This is a genomic window from Bordetella sputigena (assembly GCF_965137885.1).
Lineage (GTDB): Bacteria > Pseudomonadota > Gammaproteobacteria > Burkholderiales > Burkholderiaceae_B > Bordetella_C > Bordetella_C sputigena.
This window is the reverse complement of sequence record NZ_CBCSCA010000002.1, coordinates 59,268-81,259: the sequence shown is the minus strand read 5'-3', so window position 1 is coordinate 81,259 and position 21,992 is coordinate 59,268. Positions and strand designations below refer to the sequence as shown.

At 66.8% G+C, this 21,992-nt stretch carries 21 protein-coding genes; 12 read left to right on the top strand and 9 right to left on the bottom strand.

What is annotated here, in order from left to right:
- Nucleotides 1-159: 159 nt before the first annotated feature.
- Nucleotides 160-807, bottom strand: coding sequence for an arylesterase (locus ACNA0R_RS03580; RefSeq protein ID WP_415824542.1), 648 nt, complete (start codon nucleotides 805-807; stop codon nucleotides 160-162).
- Here ACNA0R_RS03580 and ACNA0R_RS03575 point away from each other — a divergent pair.
- Nucleotides 806-1,483, top strand: coding sequence for an ABC transporter ATP-binding protein (locus ACNA0R_RS03575; protein WP_415824541.1), 678 nt, complete (start codon nucleotides 806-808; stop codon nucleotides 1,481-1,483). The genes ACNA0R_RS03580 and ACNA0R_RS03575 overlap by 2 nt on opposite strands.
- A 41-nt stretch (nucleotides 1,484-1,524) precedes the next feature.
- On the opposite strand, the gene ACNA0R_RS03570 is transcribed toward ACNA0R_RS03575, so the two are convergent.
- Nucleotides 1,525-2,922 (bottom strand): FAD-binding oxidoreductase, encoded by a 1,398-nt coding sequence (locus ACNA0R_RS03570; protein ID WP_415824540.1) that lies wholly within the window; start codon nucleotides 2,920-2,922, stop codon nucleotides 1,525-1,527.
- Nucleotides 2,923-3,137: 215 nt separating this feature from the next.
- A complete protein-coding gene (locus ACNA0R_RS03565; RefSeq protein ID WP_415824539.1) occupies nucleotides 3,138-4,109 on the bottom strand; it encodes a DMT family transporter in 972 nt (323 codons plus the stop codon).
- Between the two features lie 79 nt (nucleotides 4,110-4,188).
- Here ACNA0R_RS03565 and ACNA0R_RS03560 point away from each other — a divergent pair, with 79 nt between their 5' ends.
- The 10 genes from ACNA0R_RS03560 to ACNA0R_RS03515 all read left to right on the top strand — a co-directional run bounded on the left by ACNA0R_RS03560 (nucleotide 4,189) and on the right by ACNA0R_RS03515 (nucleotide 14,331).
- The gene (locus tag ACNA0R_RS03560; protein ID WP_415824538.1) at nucleotides 4,189-5,175 is read left to right on the top strand and encodes a LysR family transcriptional regulator; all 987 of its coding nucleotides are present in this window, start codon (nucleotides 4,189-4,191) and stop codon (nucleotides 5,173-5,175) included.
- Nucleotides 5,176-5,338: 163 nt separating this feature from the next.
- On the top strand, nucleotides 5,339-6,154 hold the full coding sequence (locus tag ACNA0R_RS03555) for a putative hydro-lyase (RefSeq protein WP_415824537.1): 816 nt from the start codon (nucleotides 5,339-5,341) through the stop codon (nucleotides 6,152-6,154).
- Nucleotides 6,155-6,450: 296 nt separating this feature from the next.
- Nucleotides 6,451-7,701 (top strand): ABC transporter substrate-binding protein, encoded by a 1,251-nt coding sequence (locus ACNA0R_RS03550; RefSeq protein WP_415824536.1) that lies wholly within the window; start codon nucleotides 6,451-6,453, stop codon nucleotides 7,699-7,701.
- A 66-nt stretch (nucleotides 7,702-7,767) separates the two neighbouring features.
- Nucleotides 7,768-8,619: a branched-chain amino acid ABC transporter permease gene (locus ACNA0R_RS03545; protein ID WP_415824535.1), complete on the top strand. Its 852-nt coding sequence runs from the start codon at nucleotides 7,768-7,770 to the stop codon at nucleotides 8,617-8,619.
- A gap of 37 nt (nucleotides 8,620-8,656) precedes the next feature.
- A complete protein-coding gene (locus ACNA0R_RS03540) occupies nucleotides 8,657-9,619 on the top strand; it encodes a branched-chain amino acid ABC transporter permease (RefSeq protein ID WP_415825014.1) in 963 nt (320 codons plus the stop codon).
- Complete coding sequence (locus tag ACNA0R_RS03535; RefSeq protein ID WP_415824534.1) at nucleotides 9,606-10,328, top strand: ABC transporter ATP-binding protein; 723 nt, start codon at nucleotides 9,606-9,608, stop codon at nucleotides 10,326-10,328. The genes ACNA0R_RS03540 and ACNA0R_RS03535 overlap by 14 nt, the downstream gene beginning before the upstream one ends.
- Nucleotides 10,329-10,332: 4 nt before the next feature.
- Entirely contained in the window at nucleotides 10,333-11,040 is a 708-nt protein-coding gene (locus ACNA0R_RS03530) for an ABC transporter ATP-binding protein (protein ID WP_415825013.1), read from the top strand.
- 150 nt (nucleotides 11,041-11,190) lie between these two features.
- Nucleotides 11,191-12,480 carry a Glu/Leu/Phe/Val family dehydrogenase gene (locus tag ACNA0R_RS03525; RefSeq protein ID WP_415824533.1) on the top strand — a complete coding sequence of 430 codons (1,290 nt, stop codon included), beginning with the start codon at nucleotides 11,191-11,193 and terminating at the stop codon, nucleotides 12,478-12,480.
- 358 nt (nucleotides 12,481-12,838) lie between these two features.
- Entirely contained in the window at nucleotides 12,839-13,378 is a 540-nt protein-coding gene (locus ACNA0R_RS03520) for a cupin domain-containing protein (protein ID WP_415824531.1), read from the top strand.
- A gap of 218 nt (nucleotides 13,379-13,596) precedes the next feature.
- Nucleotides 13,597-14,331: a TetR/AcrR family transcriptional regulator gene (locus ACNA0R_RS03515; RefSeq protein WP_415824530.1), complete on the top strand. Its 735-nt coding sequence runs from the start codon at nucleotides 13,597-13,599 to the stop codon at nucleotides 14,329-14,331.
- 16 nt (nucleotides 14,332-14,347) lie between these two features.
- Here ACNA0R_RS03515 and ACNA0R_RS03510 read toward each other — a convergent pair whose 3' ends face one another.
- The 4 genes from ACNA0R_RS03510 to ACNA0R_RS03495 are packed head-to-tail and all read right to left on the bottom strand — an operon-like array spanning nucleotide 14,348 to nucleotide 17,867.
- Nucleotides 14,348-15,172 carry an aspartate dehydrogenase gene (locus tag ACNA0R_RS03510; protein ID WP_415824529.1) on the bottom strand — a complete coding sequence of 275 codons (825 nt, stop codon included), beginning with the start codon at nucleotides 15,170-15,172 and terminating at the stop codon, nucleotides 14,348-14,350.
- Nucleotides 15,165-15,992, bottom strand: coding sequence for an ABC transporter permease (locus ACNA0R_RS03505; RefSeq protein WP_415824528.1), 828 nt, complete (start codon nucleotides 15,990-15,992; stop codon nucleotides 15,165-15,167). Before ACNA0R_RS03505 ends, ACNA0R_RS03510 begins: the two co-directional genes overlap by 8 nt.
- Complete coding sequence (locus tag ACNA0R_RS03500) at nucleotides 15,989-16,876, bottom strand: ABC transporter ATP-binding protein (protein WP_415824527.1); 888 nt, start codon at nucleotides 16,874-16,876, stop codon at nucleotides 15,989-15,991. The genes ACNA0R_RS03505 and ACNA0R_RS03500 overlap by 4 nt, the downstream gene beginning before the upstream one ends.
- Nucleotide 16,877: 1 nt before the next feature.
- Nucleotides 16,878-17,867 carry an ABC transporter substrate-binding protein gene (locus ACNA0R_RS03495; RefSeq protein ID WP_415824526.1) on the bottom strand — a complete coding sequence of 330 codons (990 nt, stop codon included), beginning with the start codon at nucleotides 17,865-17,867 and terminating at the stop codon, nucleotides 16,878-16,880.
- Nucleotides 17,868-18,293: 426 nt separating this feature from the next.
- Here ACNA0R_RS03495 and ACNA0R_RS03490 point away from each other — a divergent pair, with 426 nt between their 5' ends.
- On the top strand, nucleotides 18,294-18,965 hold the full coding sequence (locus ACNA0R_RS03490; RefSeq protein WP_415824525.1) for a CoxG family protein: 672 nt from the start codon (nucleotides 18,294-18,296) through the stop codon (nucleotides 18,963-18,965).
- A 67-nt stretch (nucleotides 18,966-19,032) separates the two neighbouring features.
- Here ACNA0R_RS03490 and ACNA0R_RS03485 read toward each other — a convergent pair whose 3' ends face one another.
- The gene (locus ACNA0R_RS03485) at nucleotides 19,033-21,480 is read right to left on the bottom strand and encodes a xanthine dehydrogenase family protein molybdopterin-binding subunit (protein ID WP_415824524.1); all 2,448 of its coding nucleotides are present in this window, start codon (nucleotides 21,478-21,480) and stop codon (nucleotides 19,033-19,035) included.
- Entirely contained in the window at nucleotides 21,477-21,977 is a 501-nt protein-coding gene (locus ACNA0R_RS03480) for a (2Fe-2S)-binding protein (RefSeq protein ID WP_415825012.1), read from the bottom strand. The genes ACNA0R_RS03485 and ACNA0R_RS03480 overlap by 4 nt, the downstream gene beginning before the upstream one ends.
- Between the last annotated feature and the right edge of the window lie 15 nt (nucleotides 21,978-21,992).

Here is a 21,992-nt window from a genome sequence, read left to right as displayed (position 1 = left end):
GGCGGCCCGCAAGCCGCTGCCCGCGGCGATTCCATGCGGTCCAGCGATGCCGGATTACGGCCGGGCCGGGCCAGGCCGGGCCGCGCCGGCCCGTGTCAAGCCAAGGCCGCCCCAGACTGCGTCAAGCCAAGGCCACGCCGTGTCAGGCCGGCCCCGCGGTCACTTCAGCATCGGCTCCAGCCCCGCCCACACATTTTCCAGCAGCCGTGGCTGCCCCTGTTCGTTGGGATGTATCCCATCCGGCTGGAACAGGTCCCGATTGGTGGCGATGCCTTCCATCAGGAAAGGCACCAGCCCGGCATTCTCCGCCTTGGCTACCTTGCTGAACAGATCGCGGAACTGATCCGTGTAGGCGCGGCCGTAGTTCGGCGGAATTTGCATGCCGACCACCAATACCGCCGCGCCGGCCCGTTTCGCCTGTTGCGCCATCGCCGTCAGGTTCTGCTCGGTCATGGCCAGCGGCAGGCCGCGCAGGGCGTCGTTGGAGCCCAGTTCCAGGATCACGATCGCCGGATGCTGTTGCCGCAGCAAGGCCGGCAGGCGCGTCAGCCCGCCGCTGGTCGTGTCGCCGCTGATGCTGGCATTGAACACCGACCAGCCGGGATATTCCTGGGCCAGGCGGCGGCCCAGCAGCGGCACCCATCCGGTACCGCGCGCGATGCCATATTCGGCGGATAGACTATCGCCCACCACAAGTATGGTCTTATTGCCGTTGGAACTGGCGGGAGCTGCGGCGGTCTGAGCCTGGACCTGGACCGTCAGCACGGTCAGGATGGCGGCGAACAACAAACGGATGAGCGGGCGCATGGATACGGGTAACGCGATAGAGGTGCGTGGGCTGGGCAAGCAGGTCGCCGACGCGGGCGGCATGCTGGACATATTGGACAGTATCGATTTTACGGTCCCGGCCGGCACGGCCCTGGCGATCACGGGCAGCTCCGGGTCCGGCAAGTCGACCCTGTTGGGACTGCTGGCCGGCCTGGACGTTCCCAGCAGCGGCTCCGTGATGCTGGCGGGCCGCGACCTATTCGCCCTGGACGAGGACGGCCGCGCGCGGCTGCGGGCCCATCACGTCGGCTTCGTGTTCCAGTCCTTCCAGCTGCTGCCGAACCTGACGGCCCTGGAAAACGTCATGCTGCCGCTGGAATTGGCGGGGCAGCCGGCGCGCGACGCGGCGCGCGGCATGCTGGAGCGCGTGGGCCTGGGCGACCGCCTCCATCATTACCCCAGGACGCTATCGGGCGGCGAGCAGCAGCGCGTGTCCCTGGCCCGCGCCTTCGTGGTCAAGCCCGATCTGCTGTTCGCCGACGAGCCCACCGGCAGCCTGGACGCGGCCACCGGCGAACGCGTCATCGACCTCATCTTCGAACTGCATCGCGAGCACGGCGCCACCCTTGTACTCGTCACCCACGATCCCGGCCTGGCGGCGCGCTGCGAACGGCAGCTGGTGCTGGCGGCGGGACGGGTGGTCGAGTCCGCCTGACGACGGCGTGGTCAGGCGGCCACCGGGCCTTCACCGGGATTTCATCCCGCCCGCGTGACGGGCGGAATGTTCTGGTTATGCCGGAACAGGTTGTGCGGATCGTAGCGGCCCTTGATCGCGCGCAGCCGCGTGTAGTTGACGCCGTAGGCGGCGTTGATGCGCGCGGACTCTTCTTCCGTCATGAAGTTCACGTACACGCTGCCCAGCGCGAAAGGCGCCGCCGCGCCGAAGAACTCGCGCGCCCAGCCGATGCAGGCCGCGTCGTCCGCGGGGCTGTCCCAGCGCGAATGCACATTGACGATGAATTTCGCATCGCGGTTCGGATAGGCCATGGCGTCGGGCGCTATGCGGCCGGCGTGGCCGCCCAGCTGTCCCAGGAAGATCTCGCATTGCGGGGACGGCAGGCGCGACGCCGAATCGATCAGCGTGTCGAACAGATCGTCCGACAGGTCGCCGAAGTCATGCGACTTCCAATAGTTGCGCGCGCCCGGCGTCAGCAGCGGGTCGAAGGCCTTCTGCCAGGCGGTATAGGGCATGGCGCCCAGATGCTCGCCATACGCCGTGCCGAATTGCCGTATGGGCTCCGTCACCGGCGGGCCGTTCTGCACCGGGCCGCTATAGCAGACCGCGAAGACGATGACCGGCTGGCCGTGCGCCTCCGCCGGCAGGAAGGGCAATGGCGGCGCCTTGCGCAGTACCGCCCATACGGTCAATTCTTCCGGCATGGATCGCGCGGCTTCGCGGTACGCGTGCAGCGCCTCGCGCGCCTGCGCCATCGGGAAAACGACCAGGCCGCCGTAGATCTGCGGTCCCACGGGATGCAGCTGGAATTCGAACATCGACACCGCGCCGAAATTGCCGCCGCCGCCGCGGAGGGCCCAGAACAGGTCTTCATGCGTGTTGGGACTCGCGCGGACGAGTTCGCCGTCGGCGGTAATCACGTCGGCGGCGCGCAGGTTGTCTATCGTCATCCCATAGCGTCGGCTCAGCCAGCCGAAGCCGCCGCCCAGGGTCAGGCCGGCGATGCCGGTGGTCGAATTGATGCCCACCGGCGTGGCCAGGCCGAAGGCTTGCGCTTCGTGGTCGAAGTCGGCCAGCGTGGCGCCCGGTTCGACCCACGCGCGCCGCGCGGCGGGGTCGATGCGGACGGAACGCATCAGCGACAGGTCCATCATGAGGCCGCCGTCGCAAATCGCGCTGCCGGCAATGTTGTGGCCGGCGCCGCGTATGGTCAGCGGCACGCCGTGTTCGCGCGCGAACAGGACGGCGCGGCGGATATCGGCCACGCCGGCGCAGCGCACGATGGCGGCCGGACGCCGGTCGATCATCGCGTTCCATACCTTGCGTACTTCGTCGTAGTCGGGATCGGCGGGAAGGACGACACGCCCGCGTGTGTTGGCCTTGAGATCGTCCAAGGCGGTGCTGGACAGTGTGAACATGAATACCCCCTTTTGACGGGGCATGGGTACGCCCCGCGTGCGTGGCCGGCGCGGCGCGCGGGCATCGAGGCCCAGGCGCCGGAATGGGCAACGCGGTCACGCCGGCCGGCCCGGGCATGCCGCTGTCCGCGAGTGTTTTTTTACGGCCAGTATAGGCGCGCGACCCGGCGCCGGATGGGCTGGCGTCGCCTGCTACCGCAAACGGAGCAAACCGCTCAGCGCCCGCCGGCTCCGGCCCGCGGCCGCGCGCGGCGCCATTCCAGGATGCCTATCGTGATGCCGCTGCCGCAGATCACGGCGATGCCCAGCCAGGTCAGCGCGTCAGGAAAGTGCCCCCAGATCAGCCAGCCCGTCGTCGTCGAGCTGACGATCTGCAGGTAGGTGAAGGGCGCCAGTGTCGACGCCGGCGCTTTCCGATAGGCGGCGATCTGCAGCAGATGGCCGATGCACCCGGTGACGCCGGTGGAGACCAGCACGCACCAGTGCAAGGGATCGAGGTCGCGCAGTACGGGAAGCGCGGCGGGTATCGCGTAGGGCAGGGCGACGGACAGCACCACGGTCCCGACGCCGCCGCTCCAGATGACCGAGGTCAGCGGGTCGTCGGCGGCCACGCGCCGGCTGGCGATGTATTGCACGGAGAAGCAGAATGCCCCGATCAGGCCGAACATCGTGCCGGTGGGGTCCAGGCCGCCGCCCGGCCGGATCACGATAAGCACGCCCAGGAAGGCGATGCCCGCGGCTACCCAGCGCGACAGGCGCGGCGGTTCGCGCAGCACCCATGGCGCGAGCAGCAGCACGATCAAGGGCGCCAGGAAGTTGATGGCGGTGGCTTCGGCCTGCGGCAGGTAGCGCAGTGTGGTGAAGAAGAGCAGGGTCGCGCACAGCATGGCGCCGCCGCGCAATACCTGTTCACGTGGCCGGCGGCTGGCGAGGATGCGCCACCCGCGCACCGGGACGATCAGGGCCAGGGCCACCGCCAGATGCGCGGCATAGCGCACCCACGATAGCAACAGCATGGGTACGCCGGCGGCCATCACCCATTTGCCGCTGGCATCCAGCGTGGATAGGACCCACATGGAAAGCAGCAGCAGGCCGATGCCCAGCAGCGGCTGCGTGGACGAAGACAGCGGCGCCGCCGCGGTCCTCGCATCCGTGCGCGCAGGGGCTGGTTGTGCCCGCGACGACATAAGCTTCATCTCCTCTAGCCGGCCGCCATGATACGCTCACGGCGATCAATTTTCCTGATGGCCGCCGCGTCCGCCGTTCATGATCGACCTGCGCAACATAGAGACCTTCTTCTGGGTCGCCCGCCTGGGCGGTTTCCGCGCCGCCGCGGAAAAGCTCAACGCCACCCAGCCGGCCATTTCGCAGCGCATCGCGTCGCTGGAATCGGGCCTGGGCGTGCGCCTGTTCGAACGCGATTCCCGCGGCATCACGCTGACCGCCAAGGGCTATGAACTGCTGTCGCACGCCGAGCGCATGCTGCAGATGCGCACCGACATGCAGCGCGCCGCCGCGGCGCAGAATGTGATGAGCGGCACCCTGCGCCTGGGCGTCTCGGAATCCATCGTCCATACCTGGCTGCCCAGCCTGATGGAATACATGCACGAGGCCTATCCCGCGCTGATGGTGGAAATCCAGGTGGACACCAGCACGGCCCTGCGCACGCAGCTGTCGTCGCACCAGATCGATCTGGCCTTCCTGCTCGGCCCCATGGATGAGCCGCGCGTCGAAAACATCCACCTGTGCCGCTACCCGCTGGCCTGGATCGCCAGCCCGCAGCTCAAGCTGGGACGTCCGCCGATCTCGCTGAAGCGGCTGGGACGCTGGCCGGTCATCACCTATACGTCCAACACGGACCCGCACCGCGCGGTACGCCGCATCCTGATCGAAGGCGGCGTGCAGGCCCCGCGCATGTACGGCAGTTCCGCGCTGAGCGTGATCGTGCGCATGACCCTGGACGGCATCGGTACGGCGGTCATCGCCCCCGTCATCCTGGGGCGCGAATTGGCGCAGGGCCTGCTGCAGATCCTGGACGTGCAGGCGCCGGACCTGCCGCCGCTCAACTACACCGCCTGCTGGATGCAGGGTCCCGACAGCCACGTCGCGCGTACCGTTGCGCAGGCCGCGCAGTACATCGCGCGCGAGGACGCCGCCCGCGCCGGCGGCGGTTCGCTCACCCTGGATCCCGCGCCGCTGCCCGGTCCCGGCCTAGGGATTACCCGGCGTAGGGCGCCCAAGGACGAAAAGTGAGCCATACGCGGATACGGGTGTTTTCCCCGTGAAAACAGGCCTGGAAGGGGTCGTGATAAGAAATTGTGATCGCGGTTCATCGGAACATGTGATTGGACAGTGCAAGAGCCGGTACGGTGCAATGCGCCATCAGACAAGAATGCATGATTCACATGGGGAATCGATGATGTCCGCTCTACCGCATCAATCCGGCGCCGCGGCGCCTTCGGCGCCTTATCAGGCCAGGCTGGACGCGCGCTCCGGCGCCATGACCGGTCCGACCGCGAACGTGGCGCCCGGCCATGTCCAGGCCAACCTGGCCATCCTGCCCAAGGCCCTGGCCGACGAGTTCCTGCGCTTCTGCCTGCGCAATCCCAAGCCGTGCCCCATTCTGGCGGTGTCCGAGCCGGGCGATCCGTCCTTGCCCGAACTGGGCGTCGACATCGACATCCGCACCGACATTCCGCGCTACCGGGTCTGGAAGGACGGCGTGCTGGTCGAAGAGCCTCTGGACGTGCGCCACGTGTGGCGCGACGACCTGGTGTCCTTCCTGATCGGCTGCTCTTTCTCCTTCGAAGAGGCCATGCTGGACAACGGCCTGCCGGTGCGCCACATCGAGCAGGGCCGCAACGTGCCCATGTACCGGACCAATGTACCGACCGCCGCGGCCGGGCGTTTTTCCGGACCGCTGGTGGTGTCGATGCGGCCGCTCAAGCCGGCCGACGCCATCCGCGCCATCCAGGTCACCTCGCGCTTTCCGTCCGTGCATGGGGCGCCCGTGCATTTCGGCGACCCCGCGGCCATCGGCATCGCCGACATCGATAAGCCCGATTACGGCGATGCCGTGGACATCCGTGCCGGTGAAGTGCCCGTGTTCTGGGCCTGCGGCGTCACGCCGCAATCGGTCGTCGCCGCGGTCAAGCCGGAATTCTGCATCACCCACGCGCCCGGCCATATGCTGGTGACCGACCTGATCAACAGCCGGGTCGCGGCCTTGTGATGCCGGGCGTCGCGGCTGGGCGCAGGCCCCGTACGTGCGACGCGCGGTGTGTGTAGCCTGATCCGCGATACCCGGCGCGAGTCGCCGCAATCCTCGTTTGGAAGTGTCCGGCCGGCGCCACGCCATTGCGCGCGGCGCCGGCCGGGCGCACCGTTCGCCGCCGCGAACGGCCCTGCATCCCGGCAGTCGTTACCGATTCTGTCAGGGTTTGTTCGGGCGGTCTTGCGGCGACGCAGCGGATAAGCTTGCTGTCGGCAGTTTCCCTTTATTGAGTTGTCAGATTCCCAGGAGCAATTATGAAATTCAAGCTGATCGCGAGCGCCGCCGCGTGTCTCGCGCTGACGTTCGGGCAGCCCGCCGCCGCGCAGGACAAGACCGTGCGCATCGGCGCCATCTATCCGCTCAGCGGCGCGCTGGCATCCACCGGCGCGGAAATCAAGGCCGCCATCGAATTGGCGGTCGACATCGTCAACAACCCGCATCCGGAACTGAAGGGCCTGCCGCTGGCGGAAGGCGCGGGTCTGCCGAAGCTGGGCGGCGCCAAGATCGAAGTCGTCTTCGGCGATTCGCAAGGCAAGCCGGAAGTCGGCCTGGCCGACGCGCAGCGCCTGATCCAGCAGGAAAAGGTGGTGGCCTTGACCGGCGCCTACCAGTCCGCCGTGACCAAGACGGCCAGCCGCGTCGCGGAACAGGCCGGCATCCCGTACCTGAACGGCGAATCGAGCAGTCCCGACCTGACCGAGCGCGGCTACAAGTGGTTCTTCCGCACCTCGCCCACCGATGAGACCTTCATCGAAAACATGATGCAGTTCCTGGACGGCATCAAGGACCAGCCGACCAAGCGCATCGCGGTGGTGTACGAAAACACCGACTTCGGCGTCAACACCTACAAGGCGCTGGAGAAGTTCGCCAAGCAGTACAAGCGCGAAATCGTCGCCAACATCGCCTACACGGCAGGCTCGGCCTCGGTGACCTCCGAAGTGCAGAAGCTGGCCAATGCCAAGCCCGACGTGGCGATCTTCGCCAGCTACACGTCCGACGCCATGCTGTTCGTGCGCACCATGCGCGAGGCCAAGTACGCGCCGCCCATCTTCCTGGCCAACGACGCCGGCTTCATCGATTCGCGCTTCGTGCAGGAAGTCGGCGCGCAGGTGCAGGGCGTACTGACCCGCGACGTGTGGAGCAACGACATCGCCGCCAACCAGCCCATCCTGAAGAAGGTCAACGAGCTGTACAAGGCCAAGACCGGCAAGGACCTGAACGGCAACAACGCCCGTTCCATGCAAGGCGTGCTGGTGCTGGCCGACGCCATCAACCGCGCCGGTTCCACCGATCCCGAAGCCATCCGCAAGGCGCTGGCCGCCACCGACCTGAACGGCAACCAGATCGCCATGCCGTGGTCCGGCGTCAAGTTCGACGACAAGGGCCAGAACAGCAAGGGCGCCGGCCTGATCCTGCAAATGAAGGGCCCGGGCTACCAGACCGTATGGCCGGCCAACTTCAACGCCGACAAGTCGCTGCCCGCGCTTCCCTTCACCTGGAAGTAATCGGCCGGCACGCTGGTGCAACGCAAGACGCGGCGGGTCCGCCGGGGCCCGCCGCAGGAGTCCCGCATGTTTGAAGCGCTTTACGCCGGGCTGTTCAACGGCCTGATCTACGCCGCCGTGGCGGTCGGCCTGGCCCTGATCTGGGGTATCACGGACGTCATCAATTTCGCCCACGGCGAATTCCTGATGCTGGCCATGTACGCCGCCTACTGGTTCTTTACGCTGGGCCACGTGGACCCGACGCTGTCGGCGCCGCTGGTCGCCATATTGCTGGGTTTCGTCGGTTTCCTGACGTATGCCCTGATCATCAAGCGCCTGCAGAAAGGGCCGCCGATGGCCATCATCCTGGCCACCTTCGGCCTGGGCCTGGTGCTGCGGCAGCTGGCGTTCATCGCCTTCACGCCGGACTACCGCAACCTGCCCGACACCCTGGTGTCCGGCAGCGTGACCCTGGCCGGGATCTCGATCGGGCGGCCCCAGGTGGTCACGGGCCTGATCGCGCTGCTGGTGGTGATCGCGCTGTTCGTGCTGGTCTATCGCACGCGCTGGGGCCATGCGCTGCAAGCCGTGGCGGAAGACCGCGAGGTCGCGGCGCTGGTCGGCATTTCGCCGGACCGCGTCAACGCGCAGGTATGGATGCTGGGCAGCGCCGCGGTGGGCCTGGCGGGCGCGCTGCTGACGACCTTCTTCTACGTGTTTCCCTCGGTGGGCACCGTATTCGGACTGCTGGCCTTCGTCGCGGTCTGCATGGGCGGTTTCGGTTCGCTGCCCGGCGCCTTCATCGCGGGCATCCTGATCGGCATCATCGAGGCGATGACGGGCTATTTCGTCGCGCCCGCCTTGAAGACGGTGTCGGTGTTCATCCTGTTCATTCTGGTTCTCTGGTACCGGCCGCGCGGCCTGTTCGGGCGGTGGTGATATGAATACCGTAAAACAAATGGATATGACCGCGGCGATGCCGGCCAAGGCCAGGCATTCCCGCGCGCCGCTGGTCGCCGCTTTCGTGGTGGCGGTGCTGTTCGCCCTGGCGCCCCTGTTCATCAAGGATCAGTTCACCATCCAGGTGCTGTTGCTGGTGCTGATGTTCGGCGCGCTGGGCGCGGCGTGGAACCTGGTCGGCGGATTCCTGGGCCGCATCTCCTTCGGGCACGGCGTGTTCGTCGGCGTGGGCGCCTACACGACCATCCTGCTGCTGCATCACCTGAAAGTGACGCCGCTGCTGGGCATCCCGGCCGGCGCGCTGGTGTCGGCCGTCCTGGCCTGGGTGGTTGGCGGCCCGACCCTGCGGTTGTCGGGGCACTACTTCGCCATGGCGACCATCGCCCTGCTGCAGATCGGCCTGCTGCTGATGATCAACTGGGACTGGGCCGGCGGCGCGGTCGGTGTCGAAGCACCCATCGGCGATTCGCCCCTGATGCTGCTGTTCCGCACCAAGACGCCTTACTACTGGATCGCGGTGGCGCTGGCCTTGCTGACTTTCCTGCTGACGTATTTCCTGGTGCATTCGCGTACCGGCTTCTACTGGCGCGCCATCAACGGCGACGAGGCCGCCGCGCGCAGCCTCGGCGTGCCCGCCGATCGCTACAAGATGCTGGCCTTCGTGCTGTCGGCCGCCGTGACGGGCGCCTGGGGCGGGTTCTTCGCCATGTACGTCGGCTTCATCGATCCGGAGTCGACGTTCAGCCTGACCATGTCGGTGCAGGTGGTGCTGGTCGCCATCCTGGGCGGCGTGGGCACGCTGGTGGGGCCGTGGATAGGCGCCGCCGTGCTGCTGCCGCTGTCCGAAGGCACGCGTGTGATGTGGGGCAGTTCCGGCCTGGGCCTGGACCTGCTGGTATTCGGTTTGGCCATTCTGCTGGTGACCATGTTCCTGCCCGGCGGCCTGATCACCTTGAGGGGGCGCCGTGGCTCTGCTTGAAGTCAAACAACTGACCAAACGCTTCGGCGGCCTGGTCGCCAACAAGGACATCAGCCTGGATGTGCAGGCCGGCGAAATCGTTGCCATCATCGGTCCGAACGGCGCGGGCAAAAGCACGCTCTTCAATGGCCTGGTCGGGCATCATGCGCCGACCTCCGGCACCGTGACGTTCAACGGCCAGTCCATGCTGGGCCGCAAGCCCGAGGAGGTGGCGGCGATGGGCCTGGTGCGCACGTACCAGATCCCGCGCAACTTCGGCCAGATGACGGTGCTGGAAAACACCATGGTGGGTGCGCTGTTGCGCCATCCGCGCCTGAACGACGCCCGCCATGCGGCGCAGAAAGTCCTGGAGCTGGTCGGCCTGGCCGACCGCGCCGACGTCAAGGCGGCGGGACTGAACGTGGCGGGCCAGAAACGGGTGGAGCTGGCGCGCGCGCTGGCCACCGAGCCGCGCATGCTGCTGCTGGACGAGGTGGCGGGGGGCCTCAATCCCACCGAAGCCATCGCGCTCAGTGAAATCCTGCGCCGCATCCACGGCGCCGGCGTCACGCTGATCATCGTCGAGCACGTGCTCGAAGTGGTGATGCGCCTGGCGCAGCGCGTCCTGGTGCTGAACTTTGGCCAGACCATCGCGGAAGGGCCGCCGCAGGACATCGTGCGCGATCCCGCGGTGATCGAGGCTTATTTGGGGAGAAAGCACCGTGCCTGACGCGATGCTCAAAGTAGAGGACCTGCACGTGGCCTACGGCGGCGTGCAGGCGGTGCGCGGGATTTCGCTGGAGGTGCGTCCGGGCGAAATCACCGCGCTGCTGGGCGCCAACGGCGCCGGCAAATCGAGCACGCTGGCGGCTATCGTCGGCACCGTGCGCCCGGCGTCCGGACGGGTTTTCTTCGAAGGGCAGGAGATTACCGGCACTCGCCCGGAAAAACTGGTCAAGCGCGGCATCGCGATGATTCCGGAAGGCGCGCGGGTCTTCGCCCGCCAGCCCGTCGAACAGAATCTGCGCCTGGGTGCCTATACCGTGCCCGGCGAGGCGGTCTACCGCCAGCGGCTGGAGCATGTCTACGACGTGTTCCCCCGGCTGAAGGAGCGCCGGACGCAGCTGGCCGGCACCATGTCGGGCGGCGAGCGCCAGATGCTGGCCATCGGCCGCGCGCTGATGAGCGGCCCGCGGCTGCTGCTGGTCGATGAGCCCAGCCTCGGGCTGTCGCCGCTGCTGGTGGAGCAGGTCTTCGACGCGCTGGCCGCCCTGAACAAGCAGGAGGGTCTGTCGGTGCTGCTGGTCGAGCAGAACATGAACGCGGCCCTCGATGTGGCGACCCGCGCCTATGTGATGCAGAGCGGCGCGGTCGCGCTGTCGGGCGACGCCGCCGAACTGGCGGCTTCCGACGAAGTGCGGCAGGCGTATCTGGGCATGTAGGGCAAGTATTCCCACGCTGTCGCGTTGAAATTACGTTGTTTCTTGGAAACGTTCCTATGCGTCCCCTTTAAGTTAATTTATTAATTTAACGGGGACGGCGATCTGTGTTGCGTCTACAATGTGCGCGACCACACGTGAGGAGCAGTTCGAATGCAACAAACGCCTACCCATGCTTTGCCGTCGTACCTGAATCCCGACGATCTCGGCCCCTGGGGTATCTATCTGCAACAGGTCGACCGGGTCACGCCCTATCTCGGGGCGCTGGGCCGCTGGGTCGAAACCCTGAAACGTCCCAAGCGCGCGCTGATCGTCGACGTGCCGGTGGAACTGGACAACGGCCGCATCGCCCATTTCGAGGGCTACCGCGTCCAGCACAACACCTCTCGTGGTCCGGGCAAGGGGGGCGTGCGCTTCCACCAGGACGTCACCTTGTCCGAAGTCATGGCCCTGGCGGCCTGGATGTCCATCAAGAATGCGGCGGTCAACCTGCCCTACGGCGGCGCCAAGGGCGGCATACGCGTGGACCCGCGCGGCTTGTCCCAGGCCGAGCTGGAACGCATCACGCGCCGCTACACCAGCGAAATCGGCGTCATCATCGGTCCGTCCAAGGACATTCCCGCGCCCGACGTGAATACCAACGCCCAGATCATGGCGTGGATGATGGATACCTATTCCATGAACGAGGGCTCCACGGCCACCGGCGTGGTCACCGGCAAACCGGTGGCGCTGGGCGGCAGCCTGGGCCGCGTGGAGGCCACCGGGCGCGGCGTGTTCGTGGTCGGCTGCGAGGCGGCCCGCGACCTGGGCTTCGACGTCAACGGCGCCCGCGTGATCGTGCAGGGCTTCGGCAATGTCGGCGGCACGGCGGCGCGCCTGTTCCACGGCGTGGGCGCCAAGATCATCGCGGTGCAGGACCATACCGGCACCATCTATAACGAATTCGGCCTGGATGTGCCGGAGCTGCTGGTGCACGTTTCGCAGAATGGCGGCGTGGGCGGCTACGAGAAAGCGCAGGCGCTGGATCCGGCCGACTTCTGGAAGCTGGAAACCGAATTCCTGATTCCCGCCGCGCTGGAAGGGCAGATCAACAGCACGAACGCCGCGGGAATCAACGCCAAGGTGGTGGTGGAAGGCGCCAACGGCCCGACCACGCCGGAGGCGGACGACATCCTGTTCGACAAGGGCATCCTGGTCGTGCCCGACGTCGTGGCCAACGCCGGCGGCGTGACGGTCAGCTACTTTGAATGGGTGCAGGACTTCTCCAGCTTCTTCTGGACGGAAGAAGAGATCAACCATCGCCTGGAGCGCATCATGCGCGACGCCTACGCCGCCGTGTCCCAGGTGGCGCGCGAGCACAAGGTGACGCTGCGCACCGCCGCGTTCATCGTGGCGTGCACGCGCATCCTGCAGGCGCGCCAGGTGCGCGGCCTGTATCCGTAAGAAGACGCCGGCGCCGGGCCTCCCGCGCCGGGCGCCCGCCGACGCCGGTCATCCGGCGATCGCGTCCCGACCGCATTGCGTGCCACGCGGCCAGCCCTAGTGCTGGCCGCGCTGCTTTGGCGGCTCCGGTGATTCTGTTTCCTGTCTAAATAGTCTAACTTCAGCCGGCATCAGACGGCGGCGTGGCTCGCCCATGCGAGAGCTGCGTAGGGGAAATCCCGTATTCTGCTCCGGGGAGGCGCCAGTGGGGCGCGTCGCGTGGTTCTTAAAATTGACTATTTAGTCAATTTTAATTAATCTGGTCGACATGCCGAAGCCGCCGTCGCGGCCCGGAAAATCCCACCATGGAGTCCCTGTAATGGCTATCGCCCGTCATCCGCGGCCCCCCGAATTGGCCAACGCCACCCTGGAAGAAATCGAGCAGAAGTACGTCGCGCGGTTCTCCAACCGCGTGCCCGATTGGAATGCATTCGAAGACGCCAAAATCGAAGGCTACAAGCGCGCCCAGCACCGCTTCATCGGGGCGGGCGGATCGGGCAAGGTGGGCGATACCACCGTGATTCCGGCGCGGGGCTTCACGCTCAGCATCATGTTCGTCAACCCGGGGCAGGGCAACGCCGCCCACACGCACGAGGTCGAGGAAGTGTTCTTCGTCCTGCAGGGCTTCCTGGATGTCTTCATTCAGGAAGAGGGCGGCGAACCCCGCTGGACGCGCCTGGGGCCGTGGGAGTGCATCGCGTGTCCGCCCGGGGTCATCCACGGCTACGAGAACCGCAGCCTGGAGCCGGTCTATTTCCAGGTCATGCTGGGCCGCGCCCGTCCGGAGACCATGGGCTATGCCGACGAAGAACTGTTCAAGCGCCGCTCCGCTCACCTGGATGCGACCCATCTGTCCTGAGCGCGGCTGCCCCGACCGCATTCTCGTCTAGAATGGCGGCAGGCCGATGCGCTGCATCGCCGCCGCCGTTCCGGCCGGATACTGGCCACATATCCGCCCTATATCGGCCACGTATTGGCCACGTATGGGCCAACTGTGCCGGCCGCGGCCGCCGGGCCTTTGCCGGACCACCGTCGGGCCATCGCCGCGCCATCAAGCAAGATCATCAAAACGCCGACATGAGCTCCCAAGACGCACCGATCGAGGCACGCCCGCCGCGCGACAAAGCGCGGCCGGTGGTGCGCCGTGAAAGCTCGCGCAAGACGCGCGAAACCATTATCCAGGCCGCGCTGGCGGAATTCTCCAGCAAGGGCTACGACGGCGGGCGGGTCGACGAGATCGCGCTGCGGGCCGGCATCAACAAGAACGTGCTTTACCACCACTTCGGCAACAAGGACGACCTGTTCACCGCGGTGCTGGAGTACACCTACGACGCCATCCGCTCACGCCAGAAGGACCTGCAGCTACGCGGCATGGACCCGGTCAACGGCATGCGCCGGCTGGTCGTGTTCACCGGGCAGGTATGGGTGCGCTTTCCGGAGTTCCAGCGCATTCTCTCCAGCGAGAACCTGAACCAGGGCAAGCACATCGTCACGTCCGCCGTGATCCGCGAGATGTACAACCCGCTGCTCGACACCATCCGCGACCTGCTGCGGCGTGGACAGCACGAAGGCCTGTTCCGCGAAAACATAGACGCGGTCGACCTGTATATCTCGATTACTTCGCTGACCGCGCATTACGTCAGCAACCGCTACACCTTCGAGGCCATCTTCGGCCAAAGGCTGATGACGGCGCAGCGTATCAAGCAGCGCCTGGATCACGCCGCCGAAATGGTGCTGCGCTATCTGCGGCCCGACGCCGCGGACGCCACGGACGCCGTGCCTGACGGCGCCGGCCAGGCCGCGTCGGCCTGAAGCGGCGCCGTCCGGATCAGATCACCACGCCCGCCACGCGATTGCGCACCGCGCGCACGATGGACAGCGCGGCCAGCATCGAGGTCTTGGGATTGTCCGGCAGCGTGACACCCGCTGTCTGGATGTCGAGGTCGCCGAATTCGCCGCGCGCGATGATGCGGTGATGGTTGCGCAGTGCGGCTGGATCGGCCACCAGCGTTACGCGCGTGCGGTCCAGGCCTATGCCCGCCAGACCCACCATGGCGGCCACGTTGGCGTTCTTGGGATAGAGCGCCGCGGCCTCGCGCGCCGTGCCTTCGAAGAACACGGTGGGTTTGGCCAGCGCGTCCAGGTCCAGCTTCCGTTCCGCGGCCGTGCCGCGCCAGCCGGCGGGCGCCTTGCGGCCGATATATTCCACGGACACCAGGCCTTGCTGGCGCGCCGCCGCCAGTGCGTCGATGCCAGCCACCGCCCCCGGCACCAGCGTCAGCTGTGCGCCGCCTTGCAAGGCGGCGCGTTCCAGGGATTCAAGCAGGCCATCCTGGCTGAGCGCGCCCACCGAAGCGATGATCACGTCCACGCCGCGCGCCAGCAGCTGCGGCACCGTGCCCGCGACGGCCTGGTGTCCGGCGCACTCCAGCGCAAAATCCGGCGGCGTATCGATATCGCCCACCTTGCCGACGACGCGGGCCTGGCCTTGCAGCCTGGCCTGCGTTTCGTCGACAAGCTCGGGCGGCACGATCACGTCCGTGATGCGCAGCCCTGCGTCGTCCGCCAATGCGCGATGAACGTGTCCGCCCATCGCGCCGAAGCCGATCAGGGCAATGCGCTGCGGCGCGCGGCCGCGTTCCTGCTCAGCCACGGTCCTGCTCCAGCTTGCGCCAGCGCGAGAAGCGCCGTTCGACCAGCTGCACCAGCTCGGTCAGCGCCACGCCCAGGACGCCGATGACGATGATGGGCACGAACAGCTTGGCGGTGGCGAACAGATTGGCGTAGTAGACGATCATGCCGCCCAGGCCGGTCTGAGCGGTCAGGAACTCGGCCACGATGATGCCGATGATGGCCTGGCCCACTGTCAGGCGGATGCCGGTCATGATGAAGGGCACGGCCGACGGCAGCAGGATCTTGAAGAAGATCTGCGGCCGCGTGGCGCCATAGGCCTTGCCTACTTCCAGTATGGAGCCGCGCACGTCGCGGATACCGGCGTAGGTGTTGATGATCACCGGGAAGATCGCGTTGGACACCAGGATCACGATCTTCCCGGTGGTATCCAGGCCGGCCCACAGCATGATCAGCGGTACCAGCGCGATACGCGGTATGGCGTAGAAGGCGTTGACGAAGGGATCGATGATGTACTCGAACAGCCGGGATTGCGCCATGGCGATGCCAAGCACCACGCCCGCGACCACGCTGATGACCATGCCGATGACGAAGGGGTAGAGCGTCGCCATCAAGGCGCGGCCCAGTTCGCCGCTGTTGGTCAGTTCGACGGCCGCCGCGAAGATGCGGCTGGGCGGCGCCAGGAACAGCGGGTCGATCTTGCGTCCGAAGTATTCCCAAAGCAGCAGGAAGACCGCCACCGACAGGCAGCGGACGATGTTCGGATGCGCGACCCACCATTTCGGGCCGGCCGGCCGCGCTTCCGCGGCGGAAGGCTTGGATGCGCTTACGGCGGAACTCATTGCGGACTCTCCATCAACATGCTGCGCAGTTCGTGGCGTGCGTCGCCATAGGCCCGATGGGCGCGCGGGTCGCCGCCCAGCCGTTCGTCCTTCAAGGGCGAATCGACGATAGCTTTCAGGCGCCCGGGGCTGGGCGTAAAAACGAAAATCCGGTCCGACAGGACCAGCGCTTCGTCGATGCTGTGCGTGACGAACATGACGGTGGTGCCGATGTTCGCCCAGATCTTCAGGAAGTCTTCCTGCAGCTTTTCGCGCGTCTGCGCGTCCAGGGCGCCGAAGGGCTCGTCCATGAACAGCACCTTGGGCTGGCGCATCAGCGCGCGGGCGATGGCGACCCGCTGCTGCATGCCGCCGGACAGCTCATGGGGATAGTGCGATGCGTATTTGGTCAGGCCGACCAGTTTCAGCAGCTCCATGCCGCGCTCGGTGCGCTCCTTCAGCGGCACGCCGTCCAGTTCCAGGGGGAAGCCGACGTTGGCGATGACGCTGCGCCAGGGCAGCAGACCGAAATGCTGGAACACCATACAGGCGTCCTTGCGCGGCCCGTTCACCGGCTGGCCGCCGATGGCGATGGAGCCTTCCGCCCATTGCGTCAGGCCGGCGGCGATGCGCAGCAGCGTGGTCTTGCCGCAGCCGCTGGGACCGAGCAGGGAGATGAACTCGCCGCGCGCGATGGTGGCGTCGACCTTGTCGAGCGCGACGATGCGGCGCGGCTCGCCGCCGCTTTCGGTGTCGCGTACGAAGTAATACTTGCTCAGCCCGCGGATGTCGACCATGGGCGCGCCCGGCGCGGGCATGGGAGCGGCGGCGCTGCCGGCGGTGACCGCCGCGCTGCCGGTGAACATCGCGGCGCCGGCGTTCCTCAGGATAGAAAGGCTTCCCACGTTATTTCCCTCCCACTTCCTTCAGCGCGGCATCGATGAAGCGGTAATCGAACATCTGGGCCGGATCGACGTCCGCCTTGAGCATGCCGGTGCTCTTGAAGACGTCCAGCGTGGCGGCCACCTGTTCCTTGGAGATGCCGCCGTTCACGCCCCAGACCTTGTTGCGGTTCAGCTCCTGCACGACGTCGGTGGCCAGGCCTTTGTCCAGGTCCGGGTAGCGCTCCACCAGGATCTGCACGGCCTCATCGGGATGATCCATGATGTAGCGGGACGCCTTGATGCCGGCCAGCGTCAGCTGCTGCAGCCTGGGTTTGAGCGCGGGGTCGTCGATGCGATCGTTGCGCACCAGGTTGTAGACATAGCCGATCTGCGGATAGGCGGAGCCCATGCTGACCAGGATCTTGATCTTGCCGGTGCGCACGCCGGTCACGGCGCTCAGCGTGTTGACCATGCCCGCCGACGCCCGTCCGGCCATCAGGGCCTGCACGATGTTGGCGTGCCCGCCGGAGACGGCGATGAACCGCACCTTGGAGGCATCCACGCCGTTCTTGCGGAACAGCAGTTTGCCGAATTCTTCCGGCGGACCGCCGGGGCCGGTGCCCGCGAAGATCTTGCCTTCGATGTCTTTCATGGTGCCGATGTCGCTGGCCACCACCAGTTCGTAGTCGTTGATGCCTTGCCAGGTACCTATGGCCTTGAACTTGGCGCCTTCGCCGGCGGCGGCGAAGGCATTGAAGGCGCCGACGATGGCGACGTCGCCCGTGCCCGCCAGCAGCGCGCGCACGGCATTGGAGTCGCCGCTGACCTGGATGGCCTCCGCGTCCAGCCAGCCTTTCTTCTGCGCCACCAGGTAAGGCAGGGCGAGCGTGGCGGACGAAGTCGGGAAGACTAGCTTGAGCTTCTCGGCAGCCGCGGCGCTGCCGCCGGACGCCAAGCCCAGGCAGATCGCCGCGCCCAGGATGGCGCGCTGCAGGAAGGTTGCGGTTTTCATATGCCCCTCGTGATATCGAATGAATCTGGCCGCCCTGAACGCCGCGGCGGTGTCGAAATTATTGACTACATGGTTAATCAACACAAGATTAAAACCCGCGTCGGGACGCAGTGTTTACCCTGAGGCTGGCACATCCGGAACATGCGCCAGACGGAGCGGAGACGCTATGGCCGTCATGCGGATCGCCCATGAGGATGTCGTTATTCGACCCTGAAAATCCTTTCAATACAGCCATATATGTGCCGGATGGGCTAAGGGAACGCCGGCCTTGAAGCGGCGCTCGAGCGATGGCGATGCACCGGGTCGGCCCATGCCGCACCGTCGGCCCGCACGCCGCACCATCGATGGGATAATCCGCTGTTTTATTGACTGTATGGTCAAGGTAATTTAGAGTGCATGCCTTCCCAGAACCCGGAGCGGGCTGCAATGGAAATGACCGGAGAACAACGCATTCCCGCCACGCGGGATGCGGTTTGGGCTGCGCTGAATGACCCCGAGATATTGAAGGCCTGTATTCCGGGCTGTGAATCGATCGAACGGCAGGCCGACAATGAATACCGCGTCAGCATGCTCGCGGCGGTCGGGCCGGTGAAGGCGCGTTTCCAGGGCCGGCTGGCTATTCGCGACGCCGATCCTCCGCATGGTTACGCGCTGTCCTTCGAGGGTTCGGGCGGAGCGGCGGGGTTCGGAAAAGGCAGCGCGACGGTTGCGCTGGCGCCCGCCGGCGACGCCGGTGCGCCCGCCACGCAGCTGGCCTATACCGCAAGCGCGGAAGTCTCGGGCAAGCTGGCCCAGGTCGGTTCAAGGCTCATCGATGGCGTGGCCAAGCGGATGGCGGCCGAGTTCTTCGCGCGCTTCAAGGGCAGCTTCGCGCCGGCCGGCGCCGGCGCGGCCAACGCCGCGGGGGTCGGCGACGCCTCGTTCGGCGCCGCTTCCACGCGGCAAGCCGCGCCGTCCACGGCGATGGAGCAGGGCGGCGCCGCCATCACGGCGCCCGGCCGCGATATCTACAAGGAGCTGCGCGTCTGGCAGGCGACCGCGGTCGCCGCCATCGCGGCGGCCTGCCTGGCTATCGGCTATATCATCGGCACCCACTGACGCCGGCCAGGCGCGGCTGGCCAGGCGCGGCCGGCTAGGCGCGGCCGGCCAGGCGCGGCCGCCGGCCTCAGGCGGCCGCCTCATCCATCTGCTGCACCAGCCGCACCGGATCCACCGGAATCGCGGTCACATGGATACCGAAATCCGACAGCGCGTCATCGATGGCCGACGCAATGGCGGACGTCACCGGTATGGTCCCCACTTCCCCCACGCCCTTCACCCCCAGCGGACTCGCATCCGTGGGACTCTGCGTAAAGATCAGCTCCAGATGCGGGATTTCCGTCGACGTCGGCAACAGATAGTCGGCGAAGGTCGTCGTCAAGGGCTGCGCGTTCTCGTCATAGCGCATGTACTCGAACAAGGCATTGCCGATGCCATGCACGATTCCGCCGTGTATCTGGCCTTCCACGATCAGGGGATTGATCAGCCGCCCGCAGTCCTGCAAAGCGACGTAGCGCAGGATCGCCACATTCCCCGTATCCGGATCGACTTCCACCTCGCAGGCATGGCAGGCGTTGGCGTAGGTCATGGCATCGGGTTCCCAGCACACCGTCGCTTCCAGGCCCGCCCCCGTATCCGGCGGCAGGTCGTAGCCGGGTATGCCGCGCAGGGTACGCGCGATCTGCGCCAGCGTGACGAACTTATCGGGCTGATCGCGCAGCCGCACCTTGCCGTCCAGCAGCTCCAGGTCCTGCTCGTCCACCTTCAACACATGGGCGGCCACCTTGCGCGCCTTCTTCTCGACCTGACGCGCGGCCAACAGCATCGACGACCCGCCCGTCACGGTCTGGCGGCTGGCGAAGCCGCCGATGCCCATGGAAATCGCCGAGGTATCGCCGGACATCACGTGCACGTCGCCCACCGGCACGCGGAGCACGTCGGCGACGATCTGCGCCATGGCGGTGCGCAAGCCCTGGCCCATGGCCATCGCCCCCGTCGCGGCGCTGATGTGGCCGGTGGCCGAGATACGCACCGACGCGGATTCGAACGGCCCGCGGCCCGTACCCTTGACCGCATTGGCCAGGCCGATACCGATATAGCGCCCCTGCGCGCGCGCCTCGGCCTTGCGCCGCGCGAAACCGGCATAGTCGATGGCGCGCAGCACCGTGTCCTGGCTTTGCAGGTAGTCGCCCGTATCCAGGGTAATGGGCTTGCCGGAACGCTGCTTCAGCGGCTTGACGTAAGGCAGCTTGTCGACCGTCACCAGGTTGCGCCGCCGCACTTCCGCGCGGTCCAGCCCCATCCCTTGCGCGATGCGGTCCAGCAGGCGCTCCATGACGAAGGCGCCTTCCGGGTAGCCGGCGCCGCGTACCGGGATGGTGTAGACCTTGTTGGTCTGCGCCACGACGGCATCGACGTGAAAATTCGGCACCACATATGGCCCCGTCACGCCCGTCACCGCGTTGTACGGGCAATTGATGCCCTGCGGCGTATAGGCCCCCTGGTCGTGCACCATGCGGCCGCGGATGCCCAGCACGCGGGCGTCGGCGTCCACCGCCACTTCCACATCCCAGTATTGATCGCGTTCCTGGATCGAGCACAGGAAGTGCTCCGCGCGGTCTTCTATCCATTTCACCGGTAGGCGCAGATGGAACGCCACCGCCGCGATGGCGATTTCCTCCGGGTAGATCAGGAATTTCGCGCCGAAGCCGCCGCCCACGTCAGGCGCGATCACGCGGATGCGCGTCTCCGCGACGCCCAGCAGCTCGGCCAGCGTAAATTGCAGTTCGTGCGCCATCTGGGTGGAAGACCATACCGTCAGCGTATCGCGCAGCTCGTCGTATTCCGCCACGACCCCGCGCCCCTCCATCGGGTGCGCGCCACCGCGGTGCTGGTGCAGGGAATCCTGGAACACGTGCGCCGCCTGCGCGAAGGCCTGGTCGCAATCGCCGTAGGCAACGGTGAAGCGGGTCAGCGCATTGTCCGGGAATTCCGTGCGCACGCGTGGGGCGCCGGGATCCAACGCCTGGCGGCAATCGCCGACGGCGGGTAGCGTTTCATAGTCCACCTGCACGTCGCCGGCGCCATCCTCGGCGGCATAGCGGCTGGTGGCGATGACCAGCGCGAGCGCCTCGCCGACGAAGCACACTTCGTCGGGCGTCAGCACGAAGGGCGTGATGCCGGTGGGCAGCGCCGTGGTGGGAAAGCCCAGCGGCATGCGCAGATTGGTCAGGTAGCGCGACATCTCGGCGGCCGTGATGACGGCCACCACGCCTTCGCGCCGCAGCGCCGCTGCCGTGTCGATGCCGCGGATCCGGGCGTGCGCATGCGGACTGCGCACGAAGGCGGCGTACAGGCCGCCCGGAATATCGACGTCGCCGACGTATTTGCCCTTGCCGCGCAGCAATGGGCCGTCCTCGATGCGTTCCACGCGGCGGCCGATCTTGCCTTCGTCCCGCGCGCGGGATGCCGTGGCCGGCGCGTCCTGCGCCGGCGCATCCTTGGCGGCGCGCGCCTCGCCCGCGCCGCCGGAATTCTCGTCGTAACGGTACATCGGGTTCATGCTGAGGTTCATGCTGAGAGACCTCGCTGGCGGCGCAGCGCCTCCATGGCCGCGGCGACGATGTTCTGATAGCCAGTGCAGCGGCACAGATGGCCGGACAGCGCATCGCGTATCGCCGGCTCGTCGGCATCCGGCTGCTCGCGCAGCAGCTCCGTCAGCGTCATCAGGATGCCCGGCGTACAGAAGCCGCACTGCAGGCCATGCAGGTCGTGGAAAGCCTGTTGCAGGGTGTTGAGCCGGCCTTGCTCTTCCAGCGCCTCGACGGTCCGCACGTCGTAGCGCTCGGCCTGGCGCGCCAGCATCAGGCAGCTGCGCGCGCTGTGGCCGTCCACCAGCACCGTACAGGCGCCGCAGACGCCATGTTCGCAGCCCAGGTGCGTGCCGGTCAGGCCCAGTTCATTGCGCAGGCAGTCGGCCAGCGTGGTGCGGGATTCGACGATGGCCGGCCGCTTTTCGCCGTTGACGTGCAGCACGATGGGGTGCAACGCGTTCCTGGGGTCGTTGTTCATTTCGTTGTCGGCGTC

Bases quoted from the DNA above. Each gene is read 5' to 3' on its own strand.
- ACNA0R_RS03575 (WP_415824541.1), top strand. From the start codon at position 806: ATGGATACGGGTAACGCGATAGAGGTGCGTGGGCTGGGCAAGCAGGTC.
- ACNA0R_RS03580 (WP_415824542.1), bottom strand. From the start codon at position 807: ATGCGCCCGCTCATCCGTTTGTTGTTCGCCGCCATCCTGACCGTGCTG.
- ACNA0R_RS03570 (WP_415824540.1), bottom strand. From the start codon at position 2,922: ATGTTCACACTGTCCAGCACCGCCTTGGACGATCTCAAGGCCAACACA.
- ACNA0R_RS03565 (WP_415824539.1), bottom strand. From the start codon at position 4,109: ATGTCGTCGCGGGCACAACCAGCCCCTGCGCGCACGGATGCGAGGACC.
- ACNA0R_RS03560 (WP_415824538.1), top strand. From the start codon at position 4,189: ATGATCGACCTGCGCAACATAGAGACCTTCTTCTGGGTCGCCCGCCTG.
- ACNA0R_RS03555 (WP_415824537.1), top strand. From the start codon at position 5,339: ATGATGTCCGCTCTACCGCATCAATCCGGCGCCGCGGCGCCTTCGGCG.
- ACNA0R_RS03550 (WP_415824536.1), top strand. From the start codon at position 6,451: ATGAAATTCAAGCTGATCGCGAGCGCCGCCGCGTGTCTCGCGCTGACG.
- ACNA0R_RS03545 (WP_415824535.1), top strand. From the start codon at position 7,768: ATGTTTGAAGCGCTTTACGCCGGGCTGTTCAACGGCCTGATCTACGCC.
- ACNA0R_RS03540 (WP_415825014.1), top strand. From the start codon at position 8,657: ATGCCGGCCAAGGCCAGGCATTCCCGCGCGCCGCTGGTCGCCGCTTTC.
- ACNA0R_RS03530 (WP_415825013.1), top strand. From the start codon at position 10,333: ATGCTCAAAGTAGAGGACCTGCACGTGGCCTACGGCGGCGTGCAGGCG.
- ACNA0R_RS03525 (WP_415824533.1), top strand. From the start codon at position 11,191: ATGCAACAAACGCCTACCCATGCTTTGCCGTCGTACCTGAATCCCGAC.
- ACNA0R_RS03520 (WP_415824531.1), top strand. From the start codon at position 12,839: ATGGCTATCGCCCGTCATCCGCGGCCCCCCGAATTGGCCAACGCCACC.
- ACNA0R_RS03515 (WP_415824530.1), top strand. From the start codon at position 13,597: ATGAGCTCCCAAGACGCACCGATCGAGGCACGCCCGCCGCGCGACAAA.
- ACNA0R_RS03505 (WP_415824528.1), bottom strand. From the start codon at position 15,992: ATGAGTTCCGCCGTAAGCGCATCCAAGCCTTCCGCCGCGGAAGCGCGG.
- ACNA0R_RS03495 (WP_415824526.1), bottom strand. From the start codon at position 17,867: ATGAAAACCGCAACCTTCCTGCAGCGCGCCATCCTGGGCGCGGCGATC.
- ACNA0R_RS03490 (WP_415824525.1), top strand. From the start codon at position 18,294: ATGGAAATGACCGGAGAACAACGCATTCCCGCCACGCGGGATGCGGTT.
- ACNA0R_RS03485 (WP_415824524.1), bottom strand. From the start codon at position 21,480: ATGAACCTCAGCATGAACCCGATGTACCGTTACGACGAGAATTCCGGC.
- ACNA0R_RS03480 (WP_415825012.1), bottom strand. From the start codon at position 21,977: ATGAACAACGACCCCAGGAACGCGTTGCACCCCATCGTGCTGCACGTC.